Annotated in this window: 20 protein-coding genes; 11 read left to right on the top strand and 9 right to left on the bottom strand. The window is 41.1% G+C overall.

The window, feature by feature from the left end; translation table 11 throughout:
* Positions 1-30: 30 nt before the first annotated feature.
* Both H5181_RS04550 and H5181_RS04545 read left to right on the top strand, forming a co-directional pair.
* On the top strand, positions 31-1152 hold the full coding sequence (locus H5181_RS04550) for an alpha/beta hydrolase (protein WP_182750346.1): 1122 nt from the start codon (positions 31-33) through the stop codon (positions 1150-1152).
* Between the two features lie 196 nt (positions 1153-1348).
* Positions 1349-1627, top strand: coding sequence for a hypothetical protein (locus H5181_RS04545; RefSeq protein WP_011639067.1), 279 nt, complete (start codon positions 1349-1351; stop codon positions 1625-1627).
* Positions 1628-1912: 285 nt separating this feature from the next.
* On the opposite strand, the gene H5181_RS04540 is transcribed toward H5181_RS04545, so the two are convergent.
* Both H5181_RS04540 and H5181_RS04535 read right to left on the bottom strand, forming a co-directional pair.
* Positions 1913-2662 carry a class I SAM-dependent methyltransferase gene (locus H5181_RS04540; protein ID WP_011639068.1) on the bottom strand — a complete coding sequence of 250 codons (750 nt, stop codon included), beginning with the start codon at positions 2660-2662 and terminating at the stop codon, positions 1913-1915.
* 532 nt (positions 2663-3194) lie between these two features.
* Positions 3195-3596, bottom strand: a complete 402-nt coding sequence (locus H5181_RS04535; protein WP_182750345.1) for a hypothetical protein — start codon at positions 3594-3596, stop codon at positions 3195-3197.
* 319 nt (positions 3597-3915) lie between these two features.
* On the opposite strand from H5181_RS04535, the gene H5181_RS04530 reads away from it, so the two are divergent.
* On the top strand, positions 3916-4404 hold the full coding sequence (locus H5181_RS04530) for a TIGR00645 family protein (RefSeq protein ID WP_011639070.1): 489 nt from the start codon (positions 3916-3918) through the stop codon (positions 4402-4404).
* A 44-nt stretch (positions 4405-4448) separates the two neighbouring features.
* On the opposite strand, the gene H5181_RS04525 is transcribed toward H5181_RS04530, so the two are convergent.
* The 4 genes from H5181_RS04525 to H5181_RS04510 form a co-directional block, all read right to left on the bottom strand.
* A complete protein-coding gene (locus H5181_RS04525) occupies positions 4449-5171 on the bottom strand; it encodes a hypothetical protein (RefSeq protein ID WP_182750344.1) in 723 nt (240 codons plus the stop codon).
* Positions 5168-6055, bottom strand: coding sequence for a hypothetical protein (locus H5181_RS04520; RefSeq protein WP_182750343.1), 888 nt, complete (start codon positions 6053-6055; stop codon positions 5168-5170). Before H5181_RS04520 ends, H5181_RS04525 begins: the two co-directional genes overlap by 4 nt.
* Before the next feature lie 339 nt (positions 6056-6394).
* Positions 6395-7696, bottom strand: a complete 1302-nt coding sequence (locus H5181_RS04515; protein WP_182750418.1) for a HipA domain-containing protein — start codon at positions 7694-7696, stop codon at positions 6395-6397.
* A gap of 2 nt (positions 7697-7698) precedes the next feature.
* On the bottom strand, positions 7699-7935 hold the full coding sequence (locus H5181_RS04510; protein ID WP_102037534.1) for a helix-turn-helix domain-containing protein: 237 nt from the start codon (positions 7933-7935) through the stop codon (positions 7699-7701).
* Between the two features lie 289 nt (positions 7936-8224).
* On the opposite strand from H5181_RS04510, the gene H5181_RS04505 reads away from it, so the two are divergent.
* On the top strand, positions 8225-9274 hold the full coding sequence (locus H5181_RS04505) for a nuclease-related domain-containing protein (RefSeq protein WP_182750342.1): 1050 nt from the start codon (positions 8225-8227) through the stop codon (positions 9272-9274).
* A 91-nt stretch (positions 9275-9365) separates the two neighbouring features.
* Complete coding sequence (locus H5181_RS04500) at positions 9366-10337, top strand: hypothetical protein (protein WP_123883080.1); 972 nt, start codon at positions 9366-9368, stop codon at positions 10335-10337.
* Positions 10338-10650: 313 nt separating this feature from the next.
* Here H5181_RS04500 and groL read toward each other — a convergent pair whose 3' ends face one another.
* A complete protein-coding gene (gene groL / locus H5181_RS04495; RefSeq protein ID WP_011639075.1) occupies positions 10651-12288 on the bottom strand; it encodes a chaperonin GroEL in 1638 nt (545 codons plus the stop codon).
* Between the two features lie 57 nt (positions 12289-12345).
* Positions 12346-12636: a co-chaperone GroES gene (locus H5181_RS04490; protein WP_011639076.1), complete on the bottom strand. Its 291-nt coding sequence runs from the start codon at positions 12634-12636 to the stop codon at positions 12346-12348.
* A gap of 214 nt (positions 12637-12850) precedes the next feature.
* Here H5181_RS04490 and H5181_RS04485 point away from each other — a divergent pair, with 214 nt between their 5' ends.
* Positions 12851-14281 (top strand): MATE family efflux transporter, encoded by a 1431-nt coding sequence (locus H5181_RS04485; protein ID WP_182750341.1) that lies wholly within the window; start codon positions 12851-12853, stop codon positions 14279-14281.
* A 90-nt stretch (positions 14282-14371) separates the two neighbouring features.
* On the top strand, positions 14372-14749 hold the full coding sequence (locus H5181_RS04480; RefSeq protein ID WP_182750340.1) for a hypothetical protein: 378 nt from the start codon (positions 14372-14374) through the stop codon (positions 14747-14749).
* 190 nt (positions 14750-14939) lie between these two features.
* On the opposite strand, the gene H5181_RS04475 is transcribed toward H5181_RS04480, so the two are convergent.
* Positions 14940-15587 carry an FxsA family protein gene (locus H5181_RS04475; protein ID WP_182750339.1) on the bottom strand — a complete coding sequence of 216 codons (648 nt, stop codon included), beginning with the start codon at positions 15585-15587 and terminating at the stop codon, positions 14940-14942.
* Positions 15588-15815: 228 nt separating this feature from the next.
* Between H5181_RS04475 and cutA the strand changes: the two genes are divergently transcribed.
* The 4 genes from cutA (at position 15816) to galK (ending at position 21439) form a co-directional block, all read left to right on the top strand.
* Positions 15816-16142, top strand: coding sequence for a divalent-cation tolerance protein CutA (gene cutA, locus H5181_RS04470; protein WP_059747807.1), 327 nt, complete (start codon positions 15816-15818; stop codon positions 16140-16142).
* Entirely contained in the window at positions 16139-18001 is a 1863-nt protein-coding gene (locus H5181_RS04465; protein WP_041413239.1) for a protein-disulfide reductase DsbD, read from the top strand. Before cutA ends, H5181_RS04465 begins: the two co-directional genes overlap by 4 nt.
* Positions 18002-18453: 452 nt before the next feature.
* Positions 18454-20124, top strand: a complete 1671-nt coding sequence (locus H5181_RS04460; RefSeq protein WP_011639082.1) for a cation:proton antiporter family protein — start codon at positions 18454-18456, stop codon at positions 20122-20124.
* A gap of 172 nt (positions 20125-20296) precedes the next feature.
* Positions 20297-21439: a galactokinase gene (gene galK, locus H5181_RS04455; protein WP_182750338.1), complete on the top strand. Its 1143-nt coding sequence runs from the start codon at positions 20297-20299 to the stop codon at positions 21437-21439.
* Positions 21440-21457: the final 18 nt, after the last annotated feature.

Below are 21457 nucleotides of genomic sequence, written 5' to 3'. Positions count from 1 at the left end.
ATCAGTTAACAATAATAAAAGGCTCTAGAAATGGATAACGTGAATAAGCCAACACCATTGTCACAAGACAAATCATCAACTGACAAGCCATCACTAAACGAACCACTGCAAGGCGAGCCGCTACAAGGCAAACGTCTACAAGCGCCCAAGCTTGAAGCGAAACAATTAATGGTCGCCAAGTGGTTATCATTAGCGCCGCTATACAAGTTGCCAGTCACATTATTCAGGTATGTCTTTCTAGCGATGGACCGAGTACTTGGGCTGACTAAAATTGAAATGGATAAGGTGATTAATTTAACGGTCCCGGTGAGTACTGGCACTCCTCTTTTGGGCACTATTCCTTTGAACGAACATAGCGCCAGCGATAGCAGCCATACCATCGCCAACAGAATAAAACTTCGCATCTACCATCCTAGCGCCACCAAACCTCAAAAAACCTTAGTGTACTTTCACGGTGGCGGCGGCGTTATTGGCAGTATTAACACTCACGATCACTTTTGCCGCTACCTGGCTAAACATGGCAACATGAACATTATCTCAGTCGGTTATCGATTGGCTCCAGAACATAAATTCCCCATCCCGATTTGTGATGCCATCGAAGCGTGGAACTATATCAACACTAACCATCAACAACTTAATATTAATCCACAGCACATTGGCGTGGGTGGTGACAGCGCAGGTGGGTATTTAGCATGTATCATCGGTTTACATTCACTGCAAACATCACTGCCAGTAAAGGCAAAAGTAACACCCGCATTTCAGTTTTTAATCTACCCAATGGTAGATTTACAAGGCTTAACCGAGTCTTATCGCCGTTTCAATAAACAGTTAATACTCACCCGCGATTTAATGGATTATTTCAGGTTAAAATATTTACACTCTCTCGACGAAGTCACTCTGCCATTAGTGAGTCCACTACAAGCAAAAGACATCAGCGAATCACCAAAAAGTTACATCTTAACCCTAGGTTACGATCCATTAAGAGACGATGGCATTGCATATGCCCAGCGCCTAAAAGCGGCAGGCATCAATACACAACATCAGCATTTTGATGATTGCATGCATGGCTTTATTTCAATCACAAAACTCAGCGCACGCGCCAAACAAGCCACTCATAACATCGCAATGGCATTAAACAGCTTTAATGAATGATCGTTATAGGTAACTGACAGCAGAACCGACTCTAGAAACCACCAACAGATGATAAAGTTTACTCAGACGCCATGTATTACAGGCTAACAAGCCAACTTATGCTAAAATGCGCCGATCAGCTTTATGAATGTGCAATTCTCATTTGTTTGACTGAGCGTAGTGACCCCTACCGTGATTAACTAATGAGGATACACCAATGAGTAAGTTAAATGCCGAAGAGCGTAAAGCTCGAGATAACGATCGTTTTTCAAAACGAGTGGATGAACGCAGAGTAAAAGGCGAAGATGTTGTTGCGTATGCACTTGCCAATGAAAAAGCGTTTAAGTTTCTGACCAAAGATGAGAAACACAGCCTTAAAGAAAGACAAGCGGCACTAGTAGAAGAAGTCAGCATTAAAAAACAGCAACAAGTTGAGCTTAAAAATCAGCAAGAATTAGACAAGGTTCAAGCTGAATTTACTGATACCGCGCAGTAAAACCCCATCAACAGCCATTGTTAATGATGATGGCTGACCACATTCAAATACTTATTTTTATAAATTCTAGTCTATAAAAATCGGTATTTGAAAGCTGGTGAAGCTCCACAGGCATGCGACTAAATTGAATCCACTCACTCCAATTCGACTTTCGCAATTTAATGGTCCATGTTTAAAAGTAATAGTCTGAACCACTTATTTATAGTCTAAAGATCAACGTTTCATTCCGGCTTATAAGCATTATCGCTTAAAAACCTTAGTGAATAGCAGCTAAAAACTTAACCACTAAATCTCACGTTTCGTACACACAAATAAGGCATTGCCAGATGCTAAATCCCAAGGGATGATTTTGTCGTAATCGTGTTCAAATATTTGAATATCGAAATACGGGCTTAACAATGCTTCAAGTTCAGTAAAGCTAGTGGCGACCATCGCATGCGAATCTTGCCATAACTGCGTCGCATCAAACTGGGTTTTGCCAATGCTTAGATTGAGCGATTGCATCTCACCTTCACCGCTGTAATGCCAACCCGATTCAAACACAAACTGACTATCTTCAAATTCGGCACTGTGTCTCACTAACGCCTTGTTATTGATTTTATGTTTATCAACGGTGTTAAAACAAAACAAGCCGCCGGTATTTAATGCCTTATGCACACTGGCAATACAGGCTTTAAGTGCCTCGATACCTTGTGAGTAGTGAATTGAGTACAAAAAGCAGGTAATCAGATCGAGTTTTTCTTCTACATAAAACTCAGTCATATTTTGCAAACTAAACTGCGCTTCAGGGCAACGACGCATAGCAATATCGAGCATGGGTTGATTGATATCAAGGCCACTGCTTTGAAACCCTAAGTCGATAAAATGCCTTACATGAGGCCCCGTTCCACAGGCTAAATCTAAATGCTGTTTACCACTGTTCCCCAAAAACTGATGCAAGCGCACTATGCTATTGCTTTGCTGCTGGTAATTAATGTCACAACACATTAAATCGTAATAACCGGACAAATCGGTATAAAGGGCATTGGTAGACATAAAAAGGGATCGGCGACATAGGCAAATTTAGGGTGGCGCATCATATATCAAATCGCACGATTGAGAAATAAGGAGTGAGAAATAAAGAATGAGAAATAAGCAATCAGAAATAAAAAATCGCTAATGACTAAAATCTAGCAAGCCTTCACTCACTAAAATACTTAAAGAAGCCGCTACGCCGTTTAATAACAGGGCATTTTGGGTAATCATCAATGAATAAGAATTTTGTACTGAACAGTTTAGGAAATAGTTTATTGGGATCTCGCATTCCCCCAAAAAGTGTACTTACATACACTTTCAGGGCGCAAAGCCGTCAACCCGCCATAAAGTGTAGCTTCATACACTGTTGATTAGTTCAGCTATTAAAAAGCCTCAATACAATTAAACATCGAGCCTTTATAAAATAGTGTTGAAGCAACGCAGTTATTGCGCATTAAGTCAGATGAAACGTTAAAGCAGGCTCACTTACTCTCTCAACTGACTCCCTCACTTAATCTCTCGCTAATCACAGATGGCGATCGCGCTAAAATGACTAACGTACCCATCGCATCAGCTCATTCGCATCTATTACCGCAAGCTGTCTTTCAGCTAGGCTTCCAGCTGAATCAAAGAGGAATAGTTCAGTTACTCGTGCGTTATGCTTGGCGATAAACGCATCGCCCTCAGGCGTTGCTGTTCTAGCAAGCAGAAAGTACACGTTATCACCAAGATGAGACCGAGCTTCATTCATCTGCTCTGTTTGGGTGATACTTGAAACAAGGTTAGGATCATAGACAAATACTACCGCAGGTTTGCCCGTACCAATTTGTTCAAGATTAGACGTAAACCCCTTGGGCATAAGCATTAGCAATAGCCCAAACAGCAATACTATGGATGCTATGACACTTATCGCAACCCAAGGCATTTTACGAGGCGCGTTGGTAGGTTTATCCATAATGATAGATCTCTCTTTTAAGTGTTGAAATACGTACCCAAGCAAAACAGTATAATCAATAAACCTGAGGCTTAGATTAAAAACGTCTGGGATGAATAGACAATAGGTGATTTAGACGGCAATAACGTTTACTCTGCCCTCACTAAATATCAACCACTAAGAACATAATGCAATACACTGTGCATTATGCAAAGTGTACAGGCAACACATCATCATGTGTGCCACTGCATGTCGGCGCAGTTAACGTTCATTTTGTTATTGTTTTAGAATGAGTGACTTGAGTTATTTCTACGTATTTTATCTGAAGGATTAATTTTTAATGGAAAAAGTGTTTGAAAGATTGATGTATGCATCGCGCTGGATCATGGCGCCGATTTATCTGGGATTAAGCCTAATCTTATTCGCTTTAGGCATAAAGTTCTTTCAAGAGATCTTTCATATTATCCCCAATATTTTCTCGATAAAAGAAGTTGATTTGGTGCTAATCACCCTATCGTTAATCGACATCACTTTAGTCGGTGGCCTACTCATCATGGTGATGTTTTCAGGTTACGAAAACTTCGTATCACAGCTTGATGTGGGCGAAAACAGTGAGAAACTCAACTGGCTTGGCAAGATGGACGCTGGCTCGCTAAAAAACAAAGTAGCAGCGTCTATAGTCGCGATTTCGTCTATTCACCTACTTAAAGTCTTTATGAATGCCGAAAATATCGCGAATGACAAAATCATGTGGTATCTGCTAATCCACATCACTTTTGTGTTATCAGCCTTTGCCATGGGATATCTGGATAAAATTACTAGGAAGTAATAGCAGAATTAAAAATAAGCCCCTATCAAATGGGGCTAGTTTTACTACCATTGCTTTAACAAGGTAAAAGATGCTTCTGAAGATAGACGCGTAAGAATGAAGTAATCTACTGAATGGTAGCTCCCACCTTCGACGGTATTACTGGTGCTCAAAAGCATATCCTCAATACCGTCACCATTATAGTCACCTTTAGCTCTTATATTAAGCCTTTGCGATCCTCCAGAATTATCAACAAAAATTGCGCTAGTTTCATCGATGGCTTCAACCTTCACGATGTGACTCATTTCATCCCAATTTGTGGCTACAACCAAACGACGCTCATCATCCTTCGAGATAATTAAAGCTAATTGCGGCGGAACACGTTTGGCAAAGTTTTGGTCCAAATTAACAACACTAAGGTAGCTTTGATGCGACGGCTTAAACAGAGATAATTCTTGCCATGACTTACATATTTTATAATCTATTATAACGGCCCCATAATCCGCAGACTGCGAAGCTTCATACCCTAAATCTATACTCGCAACTAAATCTGCGCAGGTATTAACCGTTAACTTCTTATGGTGATTATGTTTCAGCTCTGTTTCATAACCCCATATGTCTTTATGTAAAAGTTTGAAGTCATCAGCATTGTGTGTTTCCCTTGTTTGTTCGAGGAAAAACTCACCTGCATTTAATGGTAATGATGGTGCTATATTTCCCGTTGCACTCACACACCCAATCCCAAATACAGCTACAGATCCTACTACTAACATTACTTTTAATATCATTTTGCATTACTCAATAAATTACGCACATAAAAATTACGATCTGTACTCAGCTGATGTCGATTAGATTCCAATGCCGCTTTTTTGAAATCACTAGCCTTTATATGTATATTAAAATTAACAAATTTATTACTCAACCTTGTCAATCCAAGATTAAAAATCATATCAAATAATGCTAGCTTAACATCGTCAGGGTAAGTCGAGAACGTAGGGTATCCATAGAGACCTTTTAACTCTTTTTCAAAATTTACAATATGAGAGTCCCTAATTACATCAATATCTGTATTAAGAAGTTCCAACTTAGTAAATTTTTTGTAATAAGCAGCATTAGGTAGTTTCTGTGCGCCCTGAACTCTAACCCATTGTGCTTTTATGAGGTTAAACTCATCTTCAATCTGCTGAGCGGTTGCGGGCACACGCGTACTACTAACAAAAAAAGGTACCTTTTGAGCAGCCTGAACATCGGTCATCATATGCCCAACACCTACAGTGACTTGACCGACAGTATCTAAATACATATGCGGTACACGCCCCTCATATTTCTCTAGATTTTTCTTCAAAATCACTTTGAGTGAACCTGAAATAGGTACTACTAAAGCCGCCAAATGTGCACTTAATTTTTCGTTAAACTTACGATGGGAGCGACCGTTTACATCGATTTTTCCGTCAGGACGAACCATGCCAACAGGTTTACTTTGAAATATCTTAATCGCTGCGACTGTTTTTGAATGCTCTGGACGAGAACCCAATCTACCGTCCTCAACCAGTTTTCTTGTAGGTGGTATAAGTCCTAATAAATTATTTAGTGCTCCCTGCACGGCTTTCACATCATTTGGTGTATTTACACCGCCCACCCCTACAGATTGAGTGATTATTAACTTAGCCATTGTTACTCCTTGTAAATGTCTAAACGTTTTAATTAGCACTGACTTATAAAATTTGTAACTTATTAGTGCATCTAAACAAAATCTAGAAAATCTATAGAAAGAATATACTTGAAATAGTAAACAGGTTAAATCATCAGAAATGATAGCTTTAAAATTAAAAACAATTACTTATGATAGTTTTAGAATAGATTTATTATTCGTCAGGGAATCTCTGAGCGATTGTAGATATCCAAAGCTGAATAGAGCAATCATTTTATTGATCACCTCTCAAAAGGCATAATATTAAATTAGCAGAGGTATCACTAAATCTGACTCAACTAAATTACATTCACTTTATTATTACAACTCAACAGCCTTTACTTCAGCCGTCATATCAAGATAGCGTTGGCACCTTGTCATGAGTTGCTGGCGATAATCTGCCACAAAAGCATGTTCATCTTTATCAAGCGTTGGAAGCATCGCAATCACATCATCTATCACTTGCTCTATTTTGGTTGCCATCTTTGTTAAATTACTGACTAATAATGGTCGTGGTAAATTCAGTTCCTCGGCGAACGAGGCCAGTTGATAAGCATAAATTTTATTAGGATCGAATTCATCATCGATAGCCATTGCCATCTCCTGTTCGAAATCCTTATACATTGCCACATTGACTAAGTCATACCAGGGGGTCGGTACCATCCCTGTGGGAGTCATGAAAAATGAGTAGTTTTTGCCATGGGCATCAGCATTACCGCTCAGTAAATTAAATAAAGCCCACTGCAGCATATTTTGTTTAGCAGCTGCAGGATTAGTGCACTCACTGGCGAGGCTAAACAAACGAGCAAAGCTTACGCCCTCTCGAATACCTTTCACATCACGACCGGTGCCAAAGTTACGCTCGTATTTTTTGCTAACACTGAAACCCAACGCTTGGCAGCTATCAACCATGTGCCGTCTCAAGACTTTTTGAGCCTCTGATATATAACGACGATCAAAGCGTTCGACACAAAGGGATTTATGTTGACCAAACTCGACAATATCGACATTAGCAACATCGTTACCAATAGCCTTAGCCAAGCTCATGGTAAGAAACTCGTTAATCACTAAATGACGGTATGGTGCAAACTTCAAAATATGTGTGGATGCCAGCGAACCGTCACCAAAGCCAAAAGTATTGCCATTATAAAACAGGTTTAGTTTGGACTGCACCCCAGCGACTGACAGCCTTGGTTTTCCGTCCCACACTTCCATTGGCCATAGCTGCGGATCATCAATTCGCTTAATCACTTCATCAGCACTTATCTCCCTTAAGGCTGTTGCCGGTAGCAATGTTCCTTTTGGCGAAAAAGCGATTGCACCCGCGGTATCAAGGCCGATACCACGAATAAGGGCAAACGTATTACCACGAGATACCCCTAGCGATTCAATTAAATATTCTAAGCCTTTATTTTCGGGTAATAGGTTTACTAAAAACATCGCAATTTGATGGCTGTTAGCGGTTCCATCTAAGGGGACCATCGGCGAAATGGGAAAACCCCTTTGTTGCCAATCATGGGTGTATTGAACAGTGAATGTCTCGGTCGCGGGGTCAAATGACAGCTCACCAATTATCTGATCGCCAAGATGCATATCCAAAGTCAGTTTTTCAGCTGTACTCATCATTAGTACCAGCCATTAGAGTATGCATCACTATGTTGTGCCGCCAAAATGCTAATCCCCAAGCCATTAAGAATTTTGAACACTGTCGAGATATAAACATCTTCGCCTTTCTCGACACGAATTAACGTCTTTTTGGTCACGCCACACAGCATCGCCGCTACATCTTGAGTCAGTGCCGCATTGTTTCTGGTTTCTTTAATGAGTAAACCCAAAGATTGTTGATTGAGTGCAGGTGTCATAACGTTAGTCCAAAGTGTACTTTGCTACACTTTAGCTCTGAATGCTTGATATTTCAACAGCAAAGTGTAACAACCTACACTTTATTGTAATCTCCCCTGTCAAGATCAACAAAAGTGTAGTTAAGTACACTTTTTAATTATCTAAGTCGCCAAACGAGTTATAAGTGTAGGTTGTTACACTATCGAATCAATTACGCCCTACGTTTAAAATTAACACTGGCTTTTTTATCAGCATCATAGATATTATGAGCTTGATTATTATCAAGTTATGAATGGATGCTGTTGGTAAATGATTCTTAAAACTAAAACACTACAAATGACCAAAACGCCGCAAACGATTGCGGGTCAAAAACAGGAACAAGATGTAGCTTTCTTCTTACGCCGTGCATTTAAAGATCATCCTGAAGTACTGGTTATTAACGACTTCAAATTCAGCTTTAATGATGAAACTGCTCAAATCGATCACTTGATCGTGTATACCTATGGCTTTGTGCTAATTGAATCAAAAAGCATTAAAGGTCACGTTAAAGTGAACAACCAAGGCGAATGGACACGCAGTTATAACAACCAATGGTCAGGTATGTCTTCGCCCATCAAGCAAGTTGAGCTGCAACAAGCCTTGTTGCAAGAAATGCTCAAGCATCATAAGAATGACATATTAGGTAAGTTACTGGGTATAAAGCAGCAAGGCTTCAATGGACGCTGCTGGCATTATTTATGTGCGGTATCCAGTAATGCTGTGATCGACCGAAAAACCATGCCCAAAGAGATTTCGGACAAACTGTATAAAACTGAATTTTTGGTCGATGAGCTCAAAAATATCATGAATCTTAAACACAAACTGATCCGCTTGGTCAGTGTCACCGACACTCGACCAGACTTTAGTCAGCAAGAACTCGATTCAATTGGTCAATTTCTTATTAGCCAACATATCGATTCAAATACTCAGCAAACTGAAGCCGCTCCGGCACAACAAAAGCAAATCCAACCGATACCAAATACACCAGAATTTAAACCAGAGCTTGAGCAAGGGCCTAAACCAGCATCAGCGCCCACTCATCATCTAGCTCAATCTACTGTCGCAATACTTGCACCAGTAGCAGCATTCGCGCCTGAGCAACACCCCATAATAAGCTGCAAACATTGCGGTGAATCAACACAATACACCCCGATGTATGGCAAATTCGGTTACTACATCAACTGTAACCAATGCAGCAAAAATACATCGATGAAATTACCATGCCCACAATGCATGAGTAAAAACACCGAAGTCACTAAGCGCAAAGAAACCTACACCTTGAATTGTGTGGATTGTGGATTTGAAAAGCAGATTATTTAGATGGTAGAAAGTTAATTCTGGCCTTATAAGGGTATGGTTACTTGATATCCGTTAACATCAAGTCTATTGATTTCATAATTAAGGTACAGATATGGAAAACGACTTAAACATATCAATACAAGGGTTTAACAGTAAACATGTCGCCAAAGAAATAGGCAATCTAACCCTTGAAGTGATAAAAGCATTAGATAATAAATATGCATTAGACATAACTAAGTTAAGACAAGTGATTATTTCTTGTGATTTCCCAGCTGCACTGGCGAAAATTGCAAGTGAATTCAACCATCAGTCTTCACCAACATTTACAAATAGCAAGCAAGCTACCGCAATAGCACAGTTGTTAATTAAATCATCTGGTAGTAGCCAACCACTTGAATACGCATTGGTTTTGTGTGTTAATTTCTTTTCAGACATTATAAATTCTGACGGTTCTGTATCACTAGATAATGTGGCTCCAGTTATACACCGTATACATCATGAGCTAGTTCATGTTCATGAGATGAATATAAATTCACTGGATCAGTCAAGACTAATAGATGATTTTGACGATGCATTCTTAATTACAAGCAAAAGTGCATGGTCTGAATACTTAGCTAACTGCATGTCTTCGCCGAGCGCTACAGATGACAATATTAACATTGTGCTTAATACCCTAGAAGCGACATTAAATGATGTTCCAAATGAAATTGAAGATTTAATCAATAACTACCAAGCTGGTCTTTTACCTTTGGATACGATGTACAACAGCGTCTCAAAAAGAATCAGGCTTATTGCCAATATGTATGGTTACGCTCAAGGTTATATTCACACTCTAGATATTGATATGGATAGTCATTTCCCTACTCTTCTAAAGTTACTATCTTCATCAAAACTAGCGGAACAACTTTCAAATTTAGGTGAAGCGTTTACCTCCATAAAGGTAAAATTTGACCTCAGTGGACTCGATGACTTTGATGATTTCGGCCTCGCAAAAAATGCAATCATTAGCATTTATGATTCTTTTGGACTGCGTATTGAGAGGAATATTGAGCCCGGCATGGGGTTGTACATCCATGTTTGCTAAGTAATAAGGTCACTTTATATAAATAAGATTGTCAGGTCTTATTTATAATTCTATGCGCACTTGATAAATTAATTCCCACCAATTCTGCTATCAATCGCTTAGAAACCCAGATAACTAATAACAAAAAGCCCCGATACAGTTAAGTATCGGGGCTTTCTCTTTTCTTTTACAAGAAATTCAGTTCTAGGCTTTAGAACGACAATGTATATAGCGCAGGATAAATCGTGTTAGAACAAGGCGCTTTACCACGACGTTTAGCTTTCTTAAACGAGTGGTGAAGCAACGCAGTTATCACCGATTTAGACCAGCTAGATTACATCATGCCGCCCATTCCGCCCATACCACCCATTCCGCCCATATCTGGTGCAGAATCTTGTGGTACTTCAGCAATCATCGCTTCTGTTGTGATCATAAGACCAGCAATAGATGCGGCGAACTGTAGCGCGCTACGAGTCACTTTAGTTGGGTCTAGGATACCCATTTCTAACATGTCACCGTAAGTATCGTTACCCGCGTTGTAACCGAAGTTACCTTCGCCGTTTTTAACAGTGTTAGCCACAACTGATGCTTCTTGACCTGCGTTAGTTGCGATTTGACGTAAAGGCGCTTCCATAGCACGCAGTGCGATTACTACACCGTGCTTTTGGTCTTCGTTCAATACTTCAACATCTTTAATTTTGCTTGCTACGCGAACAAGGGCAACACCGCCACCGGCGACCACACCTTCTTCAACCGCTGCGCGAGTTGCATGCAATGCATCTTCTACGCGAGCTTTTTTCTCTTTCATTTCAACTTCTGTTGCTGCGCCAACTTTGATTACTGCAACACCGCCAGCTAATTTAGCCATACGCTCTTGTAGCTTTTCTTTGTCGTAGTCTGAAGTTGAATCTTCAACTTGTTGTTTGATTTGCGAAACACGTGCAGAAATTTGCACTTGGTCGCCACTACCATCGATGATTGTAGTGTTATCTTTAGTGATGATTACGCGCTTAGCTGTACCTAAATCTTCTAGCGTGGCTTTTTCAAGTTCTAGACCGATTTCTTCAGCGATAACAGTACCGCCAGTTAGGATAGCAACGTCTTGAAGCATTGCTTTACGACGGTCGCCAAAACCAGGAGCTTTAACAGCAGCAACTTTAACGATGCCACGCATGTTGTTCACAACTAGTGTTGCTAATGCTTCGCCTTCAACGTCTTCTGCAACGATAAGCAATGGCTTACCTGTTTTAGCTAGACCTTCAAGGATTGGCAACAATTCACGGATATTAGAAACTTTTTTGTCTACTAATAAAATGAATGGGCTGTCTAATTCAATGCTGCCAGTTTCTGGCTTGTTGATGAAGTATGGTGATAAATAACCACGGTCAAACTGCATACCTTCAACAACGTCTAATTCGTTTTCAAGCGCTTGGCCTTCTTCAACGGTGATAACGCCTTCTTTACCGACTTTTTCCATTGCGGTTGCAATGATATCGCCGATTGACTCGTCAGAGTTAGCAGAAATTGTACCTACTTGAGCAATAGCTTTAGTGTCTGAACATTCTTGAGAAAGTAGTTTAAGTTCAGCAACGGCTGCGATAACCGCTTTGTCGATACCGCGCTTAAGGTCCATTGGGTTCATACCCGCTGCAACTGCTTTTAGGCCTTCAACAACAATAGCTTGTGCTAATACTGTTGCAGTAGTGGTACCGTCACCAGCAGCATCATTGGCTTTAGAAGCAACTTCTTTAACCATTTGTGCGCCCATGTTTTCGAACTTGTCTGTTAGTTCGATTTCTTTAGCAACTGACACACCATCTTTGGTGATCATTGGCGAACCAAAGCTTTTATCTAAAACAACGTTACGACCTTTAGGGCCTAAGGTTACTTTAACTGCGTTGGCTAGGATGTTAACGCCTGCAAGCATTTTTACGCGTGCGTCGTTACCAAATAAGACTTCTTTTGCTGCCATTTTTTGATGTTCCTTTAAATTTAATGATTAATTGGAAAGTCGATTGATGCGTGAGGCTTAGCCTACTACTGCCATCAGGTCAGCTTCTGACAGGATTAACACTTCTTCACCGTCAATTTTTTCTTTCTTCACGCCGTAACCTTCATTGAAGATCACCACGTCGCCCACTTTAACGTCAAGTGGTGTAACTGTGCCATTTTCTGAAATACGACCGTTGCCTACTGCAAGGATTTTACCGCGAGTTGATTTTTCTGCTGCGCTGCCTGTAAGCACGATACCGCCTGCAGATTTAGATTCAACTTCTAAGCGTTTAACGATAACGCGGTCATGTAATGGACGAATATTCATCTATGAACTCTCCTAATGATTTGATGCCCAAAAAGCGAGGCTATTGACTAACAAATAAGGGTTTCCCCCTTGATGCATGTGATATGGGGGTGATTGGTCACAGATCCAAGGGGAATTTTAAAAAAAATTGCACTTTTTTTACGTCTGTTTTATTAAAGCAATGCTAATCCTGATAGAATTCGGCTCCTTTGAAACATCAAACGTTTGAGAATAGATGAAAGACAGACACGGGTTGCTCAGCGCACCTATTGGTCGTGTACTGCTTAACATGACTTTGCCTAACCTGATTGGGATTATGACCATTCTAGGTGGCAGTCTGGTGGACATTTTTTTTATTAGCCAGTTGGGTACAGATGCACTGGCAGCAGTGAGCTTTACGTTTCCGGTAACCTTAGTGATTACGAGCATCGGCATTGGTATTGGCGCGGGTGTGTCTACCAATCTTGGCCGCTTGATTGGGTCTGGCCATGCGCCCGAATCCAGAGTGTTTTTATTTGATGCCTTGTGCATGACACTGCTTATTATTTGGGGTTTGTCGATACTGGGCTGTGTGTTTATTGAACCTATTTTCAGTTTACTTGGGGCCAACAGTGCCAGTTTGCCATTAATTAACGACTACATGTGGTACTGGTATTTAGGCGCTCCGGCATTGGTGTTGTTAATGGTGGGTAATCAAGCCTTACGCGCCACGGGTGACACCCACTCACCGGCTAAAATTATGATGTTAGCCGCGATTGTAAACTTGATCCTCGACCCGTTACTTATCTTCGGCATTGGCCCTTTTCCGCGTTTAGAAATTCAAGGCGCTGCTATTGCGACCACACTATCCTGGTTAGTGGCAATGTCATTAGCGGGCCACTTAATTATTGTAAAACGTAAACTGGTTCAGTTTACTGAGTTTGATGTGGGTCGATTAATTTTACATTGGAAAGTCTTATCCCATATTGCTCGCCCTGCCGCATTAATGAATGTGATTAATCCTATTGCCAACGGCATTATAATGGCAATGTTGGCACGGATTGATCATGCTGGTGTGGCTGCTTTTGGTGCTGGAATTAGGCTTGAGTCGGTACTGTTGATTGTGGTGATGGCACTGTCGTCGAGTTTAATGCCGTTTATTGCCCAAAATTTAGGTGCCAACCAACCTGATCGCGCCAAAAAAGCCTTATTGATGTCGTTGCGATTTGCTTTTGTATTTCAAACAATCTTGTTTATTCCGCTGTATTTTTATGCCGAACCTATCGCAAGATTGTTTACTCACGACCCACTGGTTATTGAGTGGCTGAGTTTTTATATTATGGTGTTGCCTGCCTCTTATGGGCCACTTGCCATTGTTATTATGGTTGCCACTAGCTTAAATGCTTACCATAGGCCGTTGAGTTCACTGGTGATTAACTTATGCCGCTTAATGTTATTAATGTTACCGTTGGCGGCGCTAGGCTCGTATGTTGGTGGGGTGAAAGGGATTTTATTGGCATTACCCATTGCTAATACATTGATGGGGATAGCTTGCTATTACCTTGCGACGCAAATTAGCGAACCAAAAGAGATTAAGCACACAGTGCCTTGTTCAGATAACTCATTAGCCACTGACGGCGAGCAAGACGACAAAAATAAATCAGCCTCTCGCCTTGGCGAATATTAAACTGTGTTAATAATGGCAGCCACACTTGCTTTTTAAACTGTGTCGGTGGATTAATAACACTATATTACTGGTAAAAAATCTTGGTTTAACATGAAAAAATCCATTTACGCCGCCATGCTTTCTGGCATTGTTTGCCCTGGCAGTGGCCAGATCTGGCTAGGTCAAAAGCTACTCGGCTGGGGGTTTATCAGTGTCAGTGTGGTGTGTATTTTGGTGATAATGGATCAAATTATTAGCCGTGCACAAGTGATTGCGGAGCAAATTTTAGCGGGTAATATCAGTAACGATTTAACCTCCATTTATGCCGCGGTATCCAACGTAGCCCTCGACGCCAGTAACTCAACCATGCCAGCACTCACTTGGATATTTATAGCCAACTGGGGATTAAGTGTCGCCAGTGCATTTTGGTTTGGTGCTCAGCAAGATAAGCAACTCCAGCTGCAAGCCGATTCCGAGACAGAAGCATAAACAAAAACAGCCGAGCAATGCATCTGCACTAGTCGGCTGTTTTACCTTGTTTTTTTATCACGCGCTAAACGCGGCGCTCAATAAAACCAGCTCTACACATCACGGCAAATCACAGATCAAACTTGGTCTTGTTAAATAAGCTGGTATTACCATAATGTGTATTAAGATGGTGTGTCATAAGCGGTGCGTATTAAGACGGCTTGTCGTCATCTTTAGGCTTAATAGGCTCGACATCTATAATATCGTCACGATTTTCGTCATGGCGCTTATCTTTAATATCATCACGATCATTGTTAATGTCATCATCAAGATCAACTACTTCAATTTGATGGCTACGTGGACGTTCATTTTTATGTTCAAAATCACCGTCGAAGGTGTTGCCCTGTTGATCAAATGGCTTTTGCCCTGCAAATGGGCCGGATTGACCAAAAGGACTTTGTCCGCCACCAAAACCAGGAGGAATACCACCATTAGCCACAACACGAAGTTGCATGCGTTTATATAAAAATGCCGCAATAGGAGCGCGGGTAAATGGGGTTAATAAAATTAAGCCAATAAAGTCGGTAACAAAACCAGGAATAAGCAATAACACCCCAGCGGCAGCCAACATCATACCTTCAACAATTTCTTGCCCTGGTGCTTCACCTCGGGCTAATTTTTGTTGCACGCTCATTAAAGTACTTAGGCCTTGGCTGCGTACTAATGACACACCTACAATCGCGGTAAATAACACTAGCGCGACTGTGGTCCATGAACCGATTGAGCTGGCTACTTCAATGAGTACATTGAGCTCAATAACCGGTATTAAAACAAATATTAACAATAAAATAAAAAACATATTGGCCTCTAAGGATCGCTTTTTGATAGAGTGACGACTTATAAGATAACAGAGTGGCGACCTGTAAAATAACCGTTGCCGATGAAACTTAAATGGGGGTGAACGGGTCTCTTTTCAAGACGCGTCACGAATATCACCTCAGTTTAATGAAAATGCGTTTAAAAAAGCGTACTGTGATGACCTTGCGCATGATAACAGCATTAACTTAAGTAAACTTTAAGACAACTTATGTATAAACCTGAACAGCTACTTATTTTTACCACTTGCCCAGACGCTGACATTGCTTGTCGCATTGCGACGGCATTGGTAGAAGCAAAGTTGGCGGCGTGCGTACAAATAGGCCAAGCCGTTGAGTCAATTTATCAGTGGGACAATAACATTTGTCAATCACACGAAGTGCCGATGCAGATAAAATGCATGACAACTGATTACCCTGCAATTGAACAACTCGTGATCACAATGCATCCTTATGAAGTACCAGAATTCATTGCCACTCCGATTATCGGTGGTTTTGGCCCTTATTTACAATGGATAAAAGACAACTCACCATCATGAAAAAACTCGTTGCCATATGCCTTACATCATTGTTAATGATGTCATCAATTTTACTCGCGCCAGCAGCACACAGTGCTAATGTGTTGAGTAATAAATTCAGCTTTTTAAGCAGCGAACCTGAGTTAATGAAGGTTAACGATGCTTTTGTGTTTGATTACCAACAACAAGGTAATCAACTCAAAATCAATTTTGTGATTGCTGAAGGCTATTATTTATATCGCGACAAGCTGCAGTTTTCGGTCGACGGTGCAGTGATTGGCGATATTGAATTACCTCATGGTAAAAACCATCACGACGAATACTTTGGCGACCAAGAGGTGTTTTACTCGTTTGTTGAAATCCCTATCGCATTTAAAGAAGCCCAAGCCGATGCGGTATTTCATGTCACCTTTATGGGTTGTGCAGAAGGTACCTTATGTTACCCGCCGACCAAACACGATGTAACATTAACAGCGATTGAAGCAAATGACGGCACATTAAGCAGTAAAAAAGTGATTGGTGCACCTGATGACGCGCAAGCATCGACAACGGCAACCGATGCTCCTGCAGCACCCATTACTCAGCAAGACACGTTAAACCAAATGCTCCAAAACGATAGCCTATTATGGACCTTGGTGATTTTCTTTGGTTTAGGTATTGGCTTAGCATTAACACCATGTGTGTTTCCGATGTACCCTATTTTGTCGGGCATTATTGTTGGCCAAGGTAAGAAGTTATCTACCGCTAAAGCCTTCACTCTATCAATGGCCTACGTACAAGGCATGGCGATTACCTACTCTTTATTAGGATTAGTGGTTGCCTCTGCCGGACTTAAGTTTCAAGCAGCCTTGCAACACCCAGCCATTTTGATTTTCTTAGCGGTGATGTTTGTGCTGCTAAGCTTGTCAATGTTTGGCATGTACGATTTAAAACTGCCATCGAAGTGGCAAGAAAAAATGAACTCGATGTCGAACAACCAAAAAGGTGGCAACCTTATTGGTGTGTTTATGATGGGGGTGATTTCAGGTTTAGTCGCTTCGCCTTGTACCACGGCGCCGTTATCTGGCGTGCTGATTTACGTGGCGCAGTCTGGTGATTTACTGCAAGGCTTTTTAGCGCTGTATGTACTCAGCATGGGTATGGGTTTACCGTTATTAGTGATTGGTACTTCGGGTGGCAAAATCTTACCACGCGCAGGAGCGTGGATGGACATTATTAAAACCATCTTTGGTTTCTTACTAATTTCAGTCTCGATAGTAATGATTGGCCGTATTTGGCCTGGTTTAGTGTCCGATTTACTCTGGTCATTATGGGCAATATGCTTAGTCGCTTACTTAATGCATCAAAACAGGTTGTCAGAATTTAACTGGAAACAAAGCACTCGTGGGGTATTTTTACTACTGGCTTTGATGGCAAGCTTTTCGTATGGTTTCCAAGCAATCATGACAGGTTTTGGTCATAAAACCCCAGATATTACTCAAGCGGGTGTTGAAGGAAAAACTCAAAATAAAGAGAATCATTTTATTCGTATTAAGTCGCTTGAAGACTTAGAAGTTGAATTGGATAAAGCCAGCATTAGCGGTAAAACGGTGATGTTAGATTTATACGCCGACTGGTGTGTGGCCTGTAAAGAGTTTGAAGCGATTACCTTTAAAAATAAAGATGTCGCCACGCGCATGAGCCAAATGGTGCTATTGCAAGCTGACGTAACGGCCAGCGATGACATTGATATCACCCTTTTAGAACATTATGGCGTGTTAGGTTTACCTACCTTGTTAATGTTTAATAGCGATGGCAAACAGCGTGAAGATTTACGCGTTACTGGCTTTATGGGACCAAAAGACTTTGCCGCTCATTTAGATATCCTGCTAGCAAAGTAAATTAGCGAAAGGAATTTAGCGGGTTCATTAGGGTTTGTTGATCTTTCAAGGTTATTTTTGCAGCTAATTGTTGGCCATTTGTACAAGGCAGAGACTTTGATGTGTAGTTATTCTACATAAAAAGTTGATAACGCAGTAAAAATGACCAACAAACTCTGCCAGAAAGGTTCGGCTAAAAATGTTTTACTCTTTGTTGAATGAATTTTGCTTAGATGATTAGGCATCAATCCATTCGCCTCGATTAAATCGGTTTTAACTCGAACAAAATTCAACCAGAAAAGTTCAACAGACCCTAGCTAAAGCGCTATGTAAACCTCACCCAATAAACATTATGCAAAACAGCATCTTTAGTTACTAAAGATGCTGTTTTTTGCATTTAACGCATTAAAGTCATCGAAAGTTAACTTTTTTCTTATACAATAAGATTTTATCCCCCTCATTCAAGGCGCTTTATGGAACCCGCTATCCTGATTATCACCCTACTTTGCGGAATGCTTGTCAGCCGAGTGGGTTTACCGCCACTGATTGGTTATCTTGCTGCTGGTTTTGTATTGTTCACCTTAGGCATTGAAGACACTAGCTTACCTATTTTGCAGCAACTTGCTGACCTAGGTGTCACCTTACTGCTATTTTCCATTGGCCTTAAACTTGATCTTAAGAGCCTGTTTAAAGCCGAAGTTTGGGCCGGTTCAAGCTTACATTTAATTGGTTCGATTCTATTTTTTGTGCCAGTGCTGAAGTTGTTGGGCTTTTTAGGCATTGAGCAGCTCGACGGGTTCAGTTTCAATCAACTAATGCTAATTTCCTTTGCATTAAGTTTTTCCAGTACCGTATTTGCGGTAAAGGTGCTTGAAGACAGCGGTGACATGCAGTCACTTTATGGCCGAGTAGCGATTGGTATCTTGATTATGCAAGACATCTTCGCTGTGATCTTTTTAACCATTTCTAAAGGTAACATCCCGTCAGTTTGGGCGTTTGCATTGTTATTACTGCCGCTTGCAAGACCGCTTATTTATAAAGTGTTCGATCGCGTCGGCCACGGTGAAATGCTGGTATTGTTTGGCCTTGTGATGGCATTAGTGGTGGGCGCATGGTTATTTGAAGCCGTCGGTTTAAAACCCGATTTAGGCGCATTGATAGTGGGTATTTTATTAGCTGGGCATGCTAAATCATCCGAATTAGCCAAGTCGATTTACTTCTTTAAAGAGTTATTCTTAGTCGCCTTCTTCTTAACCATTGGGTTAAACGGATTACCCACATTGGCCGATATTGGTTTAGCGGCGATTTTAGTTGCGCTAATTCCAGTGAAAATTTTGATGTTTGTTTATCTGCTAACCCGCTTTAAATTGCGCTCACGCACATCGTTATTAGCCTCGTTTAACTTAGGTAACTACAGTGAGTTTGGTTTAATCGTAGCGGCAGTAGCGGCACACAAGGGTTGGTTACCACCAGAATGGCTGATCATTATTGCGGTAGCGTTAAGCATAAGTTTCTTATTTGCAGCACCGTTTAATAATAACGTCAGTAATATTTATCAGCGTTTTCAATCAAAATTAACCAAACTCGAACGCCACCCATTACACCCAGAAGACAGACAAATCCGTATTGGTAATCCACGCTTTTTGATCTTAGGGATGGGCCGTATTGGTTCTGGGGCATATGATGAATTACGCGCCAAATACACCGGCGAAATTTTAGGGATTGAACACAAACAAGAGCTGGTTGATTTTCATCGAAATGAAGGCCGTAATGTTGTACAAGGTGACGCTAGCGATACTGACTTTTGGGTCAAGCTTGAACGTGCGCCACACTTAGAGTTAGTGCTACTGGCAATGCCACATCACGCGGGTAATTTGTTTGCAGTGCAACAATTGCAAAAGCTTAATTACGAAGGGAAAATCAGCGCGATAGTGCAATACGCTGAAGATGCTGAGTCATTAAAAGAGTCTGGTGTTCATACTGTGTATAACTTGTATGAAGCTGCAGGCGCCGGTTTTGTTGACCATGTGATTAAAGAGCTACTCGATTCACCACCAGAACTGGTACCTGGTTCAGTTGTGGCTAGTAGTGATCAGCCAAACCAATCGGCAATAAACGATACGACATCTGAGTCGCCATCATAAAACTAATCGCCGATTATAAACGTCTAGATAACTCTCTAGGCGTTTTTGTTTACTACAGCGTATTTTCAATTTTGCTTCAGATAAAAAAATCTCCGTTACAGACACAGTAAAGTCATGCTATAACTCAAGTAACAAGTCTTTCCATGTCACCCTTTGTCGGATTTTTTGAAGTATGTCAAACCCTGCTCAACGCGCCACTAAATTATTTGTTCGTACATTTGGCACCAAGCCAGATGATTTATACCAAGCGCCCGGGCGAGTTAACATTATGGGTGAACATACCGACTATAACGAAGGCCTCGCATTACCCGCTGCAATTAACTTTCATACTGTTATAGCGGTAAAGCATCGCGATGATAATTTATTTCGCGCGGTGACAACCGCTTTCCCTGGGGAAATTAAGCAATGGCACTTTGGTGAAGAAGGCCCAGTCGCTGCAGGCGATGACTGGAGCCATTATCTCAAAAGTGTAACCGCTGCTATGAACCAATCGGGTTTACGAGCTAAGGGCTTAGACTTAGCAATTGTGGGTGACGTACCACTGGGAGCCGGTTTATCATCGTCGGCAGCACTGGAAATCGCTTTTGGTACCGCCATCAGTTATGCCAGCCAATTAAACTTATCTCCTATCGCTATTGCCCAATTAGCTCAACGCGGCGAAAGTCAATTTATGCTGTTAGATTGCGGCATGATGGACCAAATCATTAGCGCGATGGCAGAGCCTGATCATGCCTTATTGATTGATTGTTTAGAATTAGAAAGCGAATCGGTGCTATTACCAGAAGAACTTAGCTTAATCGTAATCGACTTAAAGCAAGACCGTCATGGTTTTACCCAACAATTTGAACAACGTAAGCAAGAGTGTAATCAGATAACCAAGTTACTTGGCCTCGATTCTTTGCGTGATTTATCATTGAGCCTACTCACGGCAGATAAAGAATTACTCAGTGATGTTCAGTTTCGTCGAGCACGCCATGTCATTACCGAAAATCAACGTACTAGTAATGCTGCCAGAGCTTTGCAACAAAACAATATTGCCCGTTTTAGTCAGTTAATGGCACAGTCTCAAGCATCAATGCGCGATGACTTTGACATTATCACTGCCGACATTGACACCTTAGTGAGCATGATTGCGAATTTAATCGGTGAAAAGGGCGGCGTACGTATGAGCGATGGCTGCGTATTGGCATTGGTCAATCATGACCTTACCGACGAGGTGATTAACCTAGTTGAAAACCAATATTTTAAGCAAACAGGTATCGAAGCAACAATATACTTATGTTCAGCGAGTGGCGGTGCAGGACGCATCGGCTAATAATTTACAGATTAGAGA

The organism is Shewanella sp. SG44-2, from assembly GCF_014164215.1.
In the GTDB taxonomy this organism is placed as follows: Bacteria; Pseudomonadota; Gammaproteobacteria; order Enterobacterales; family Shewanellaceae; genus Shewanella; species Shewanella frigidimarina.
Note: the sequence above shows the minus strand (reverse complement) of the source record. Positions and strands in the feature narration are given on the sequence as shown.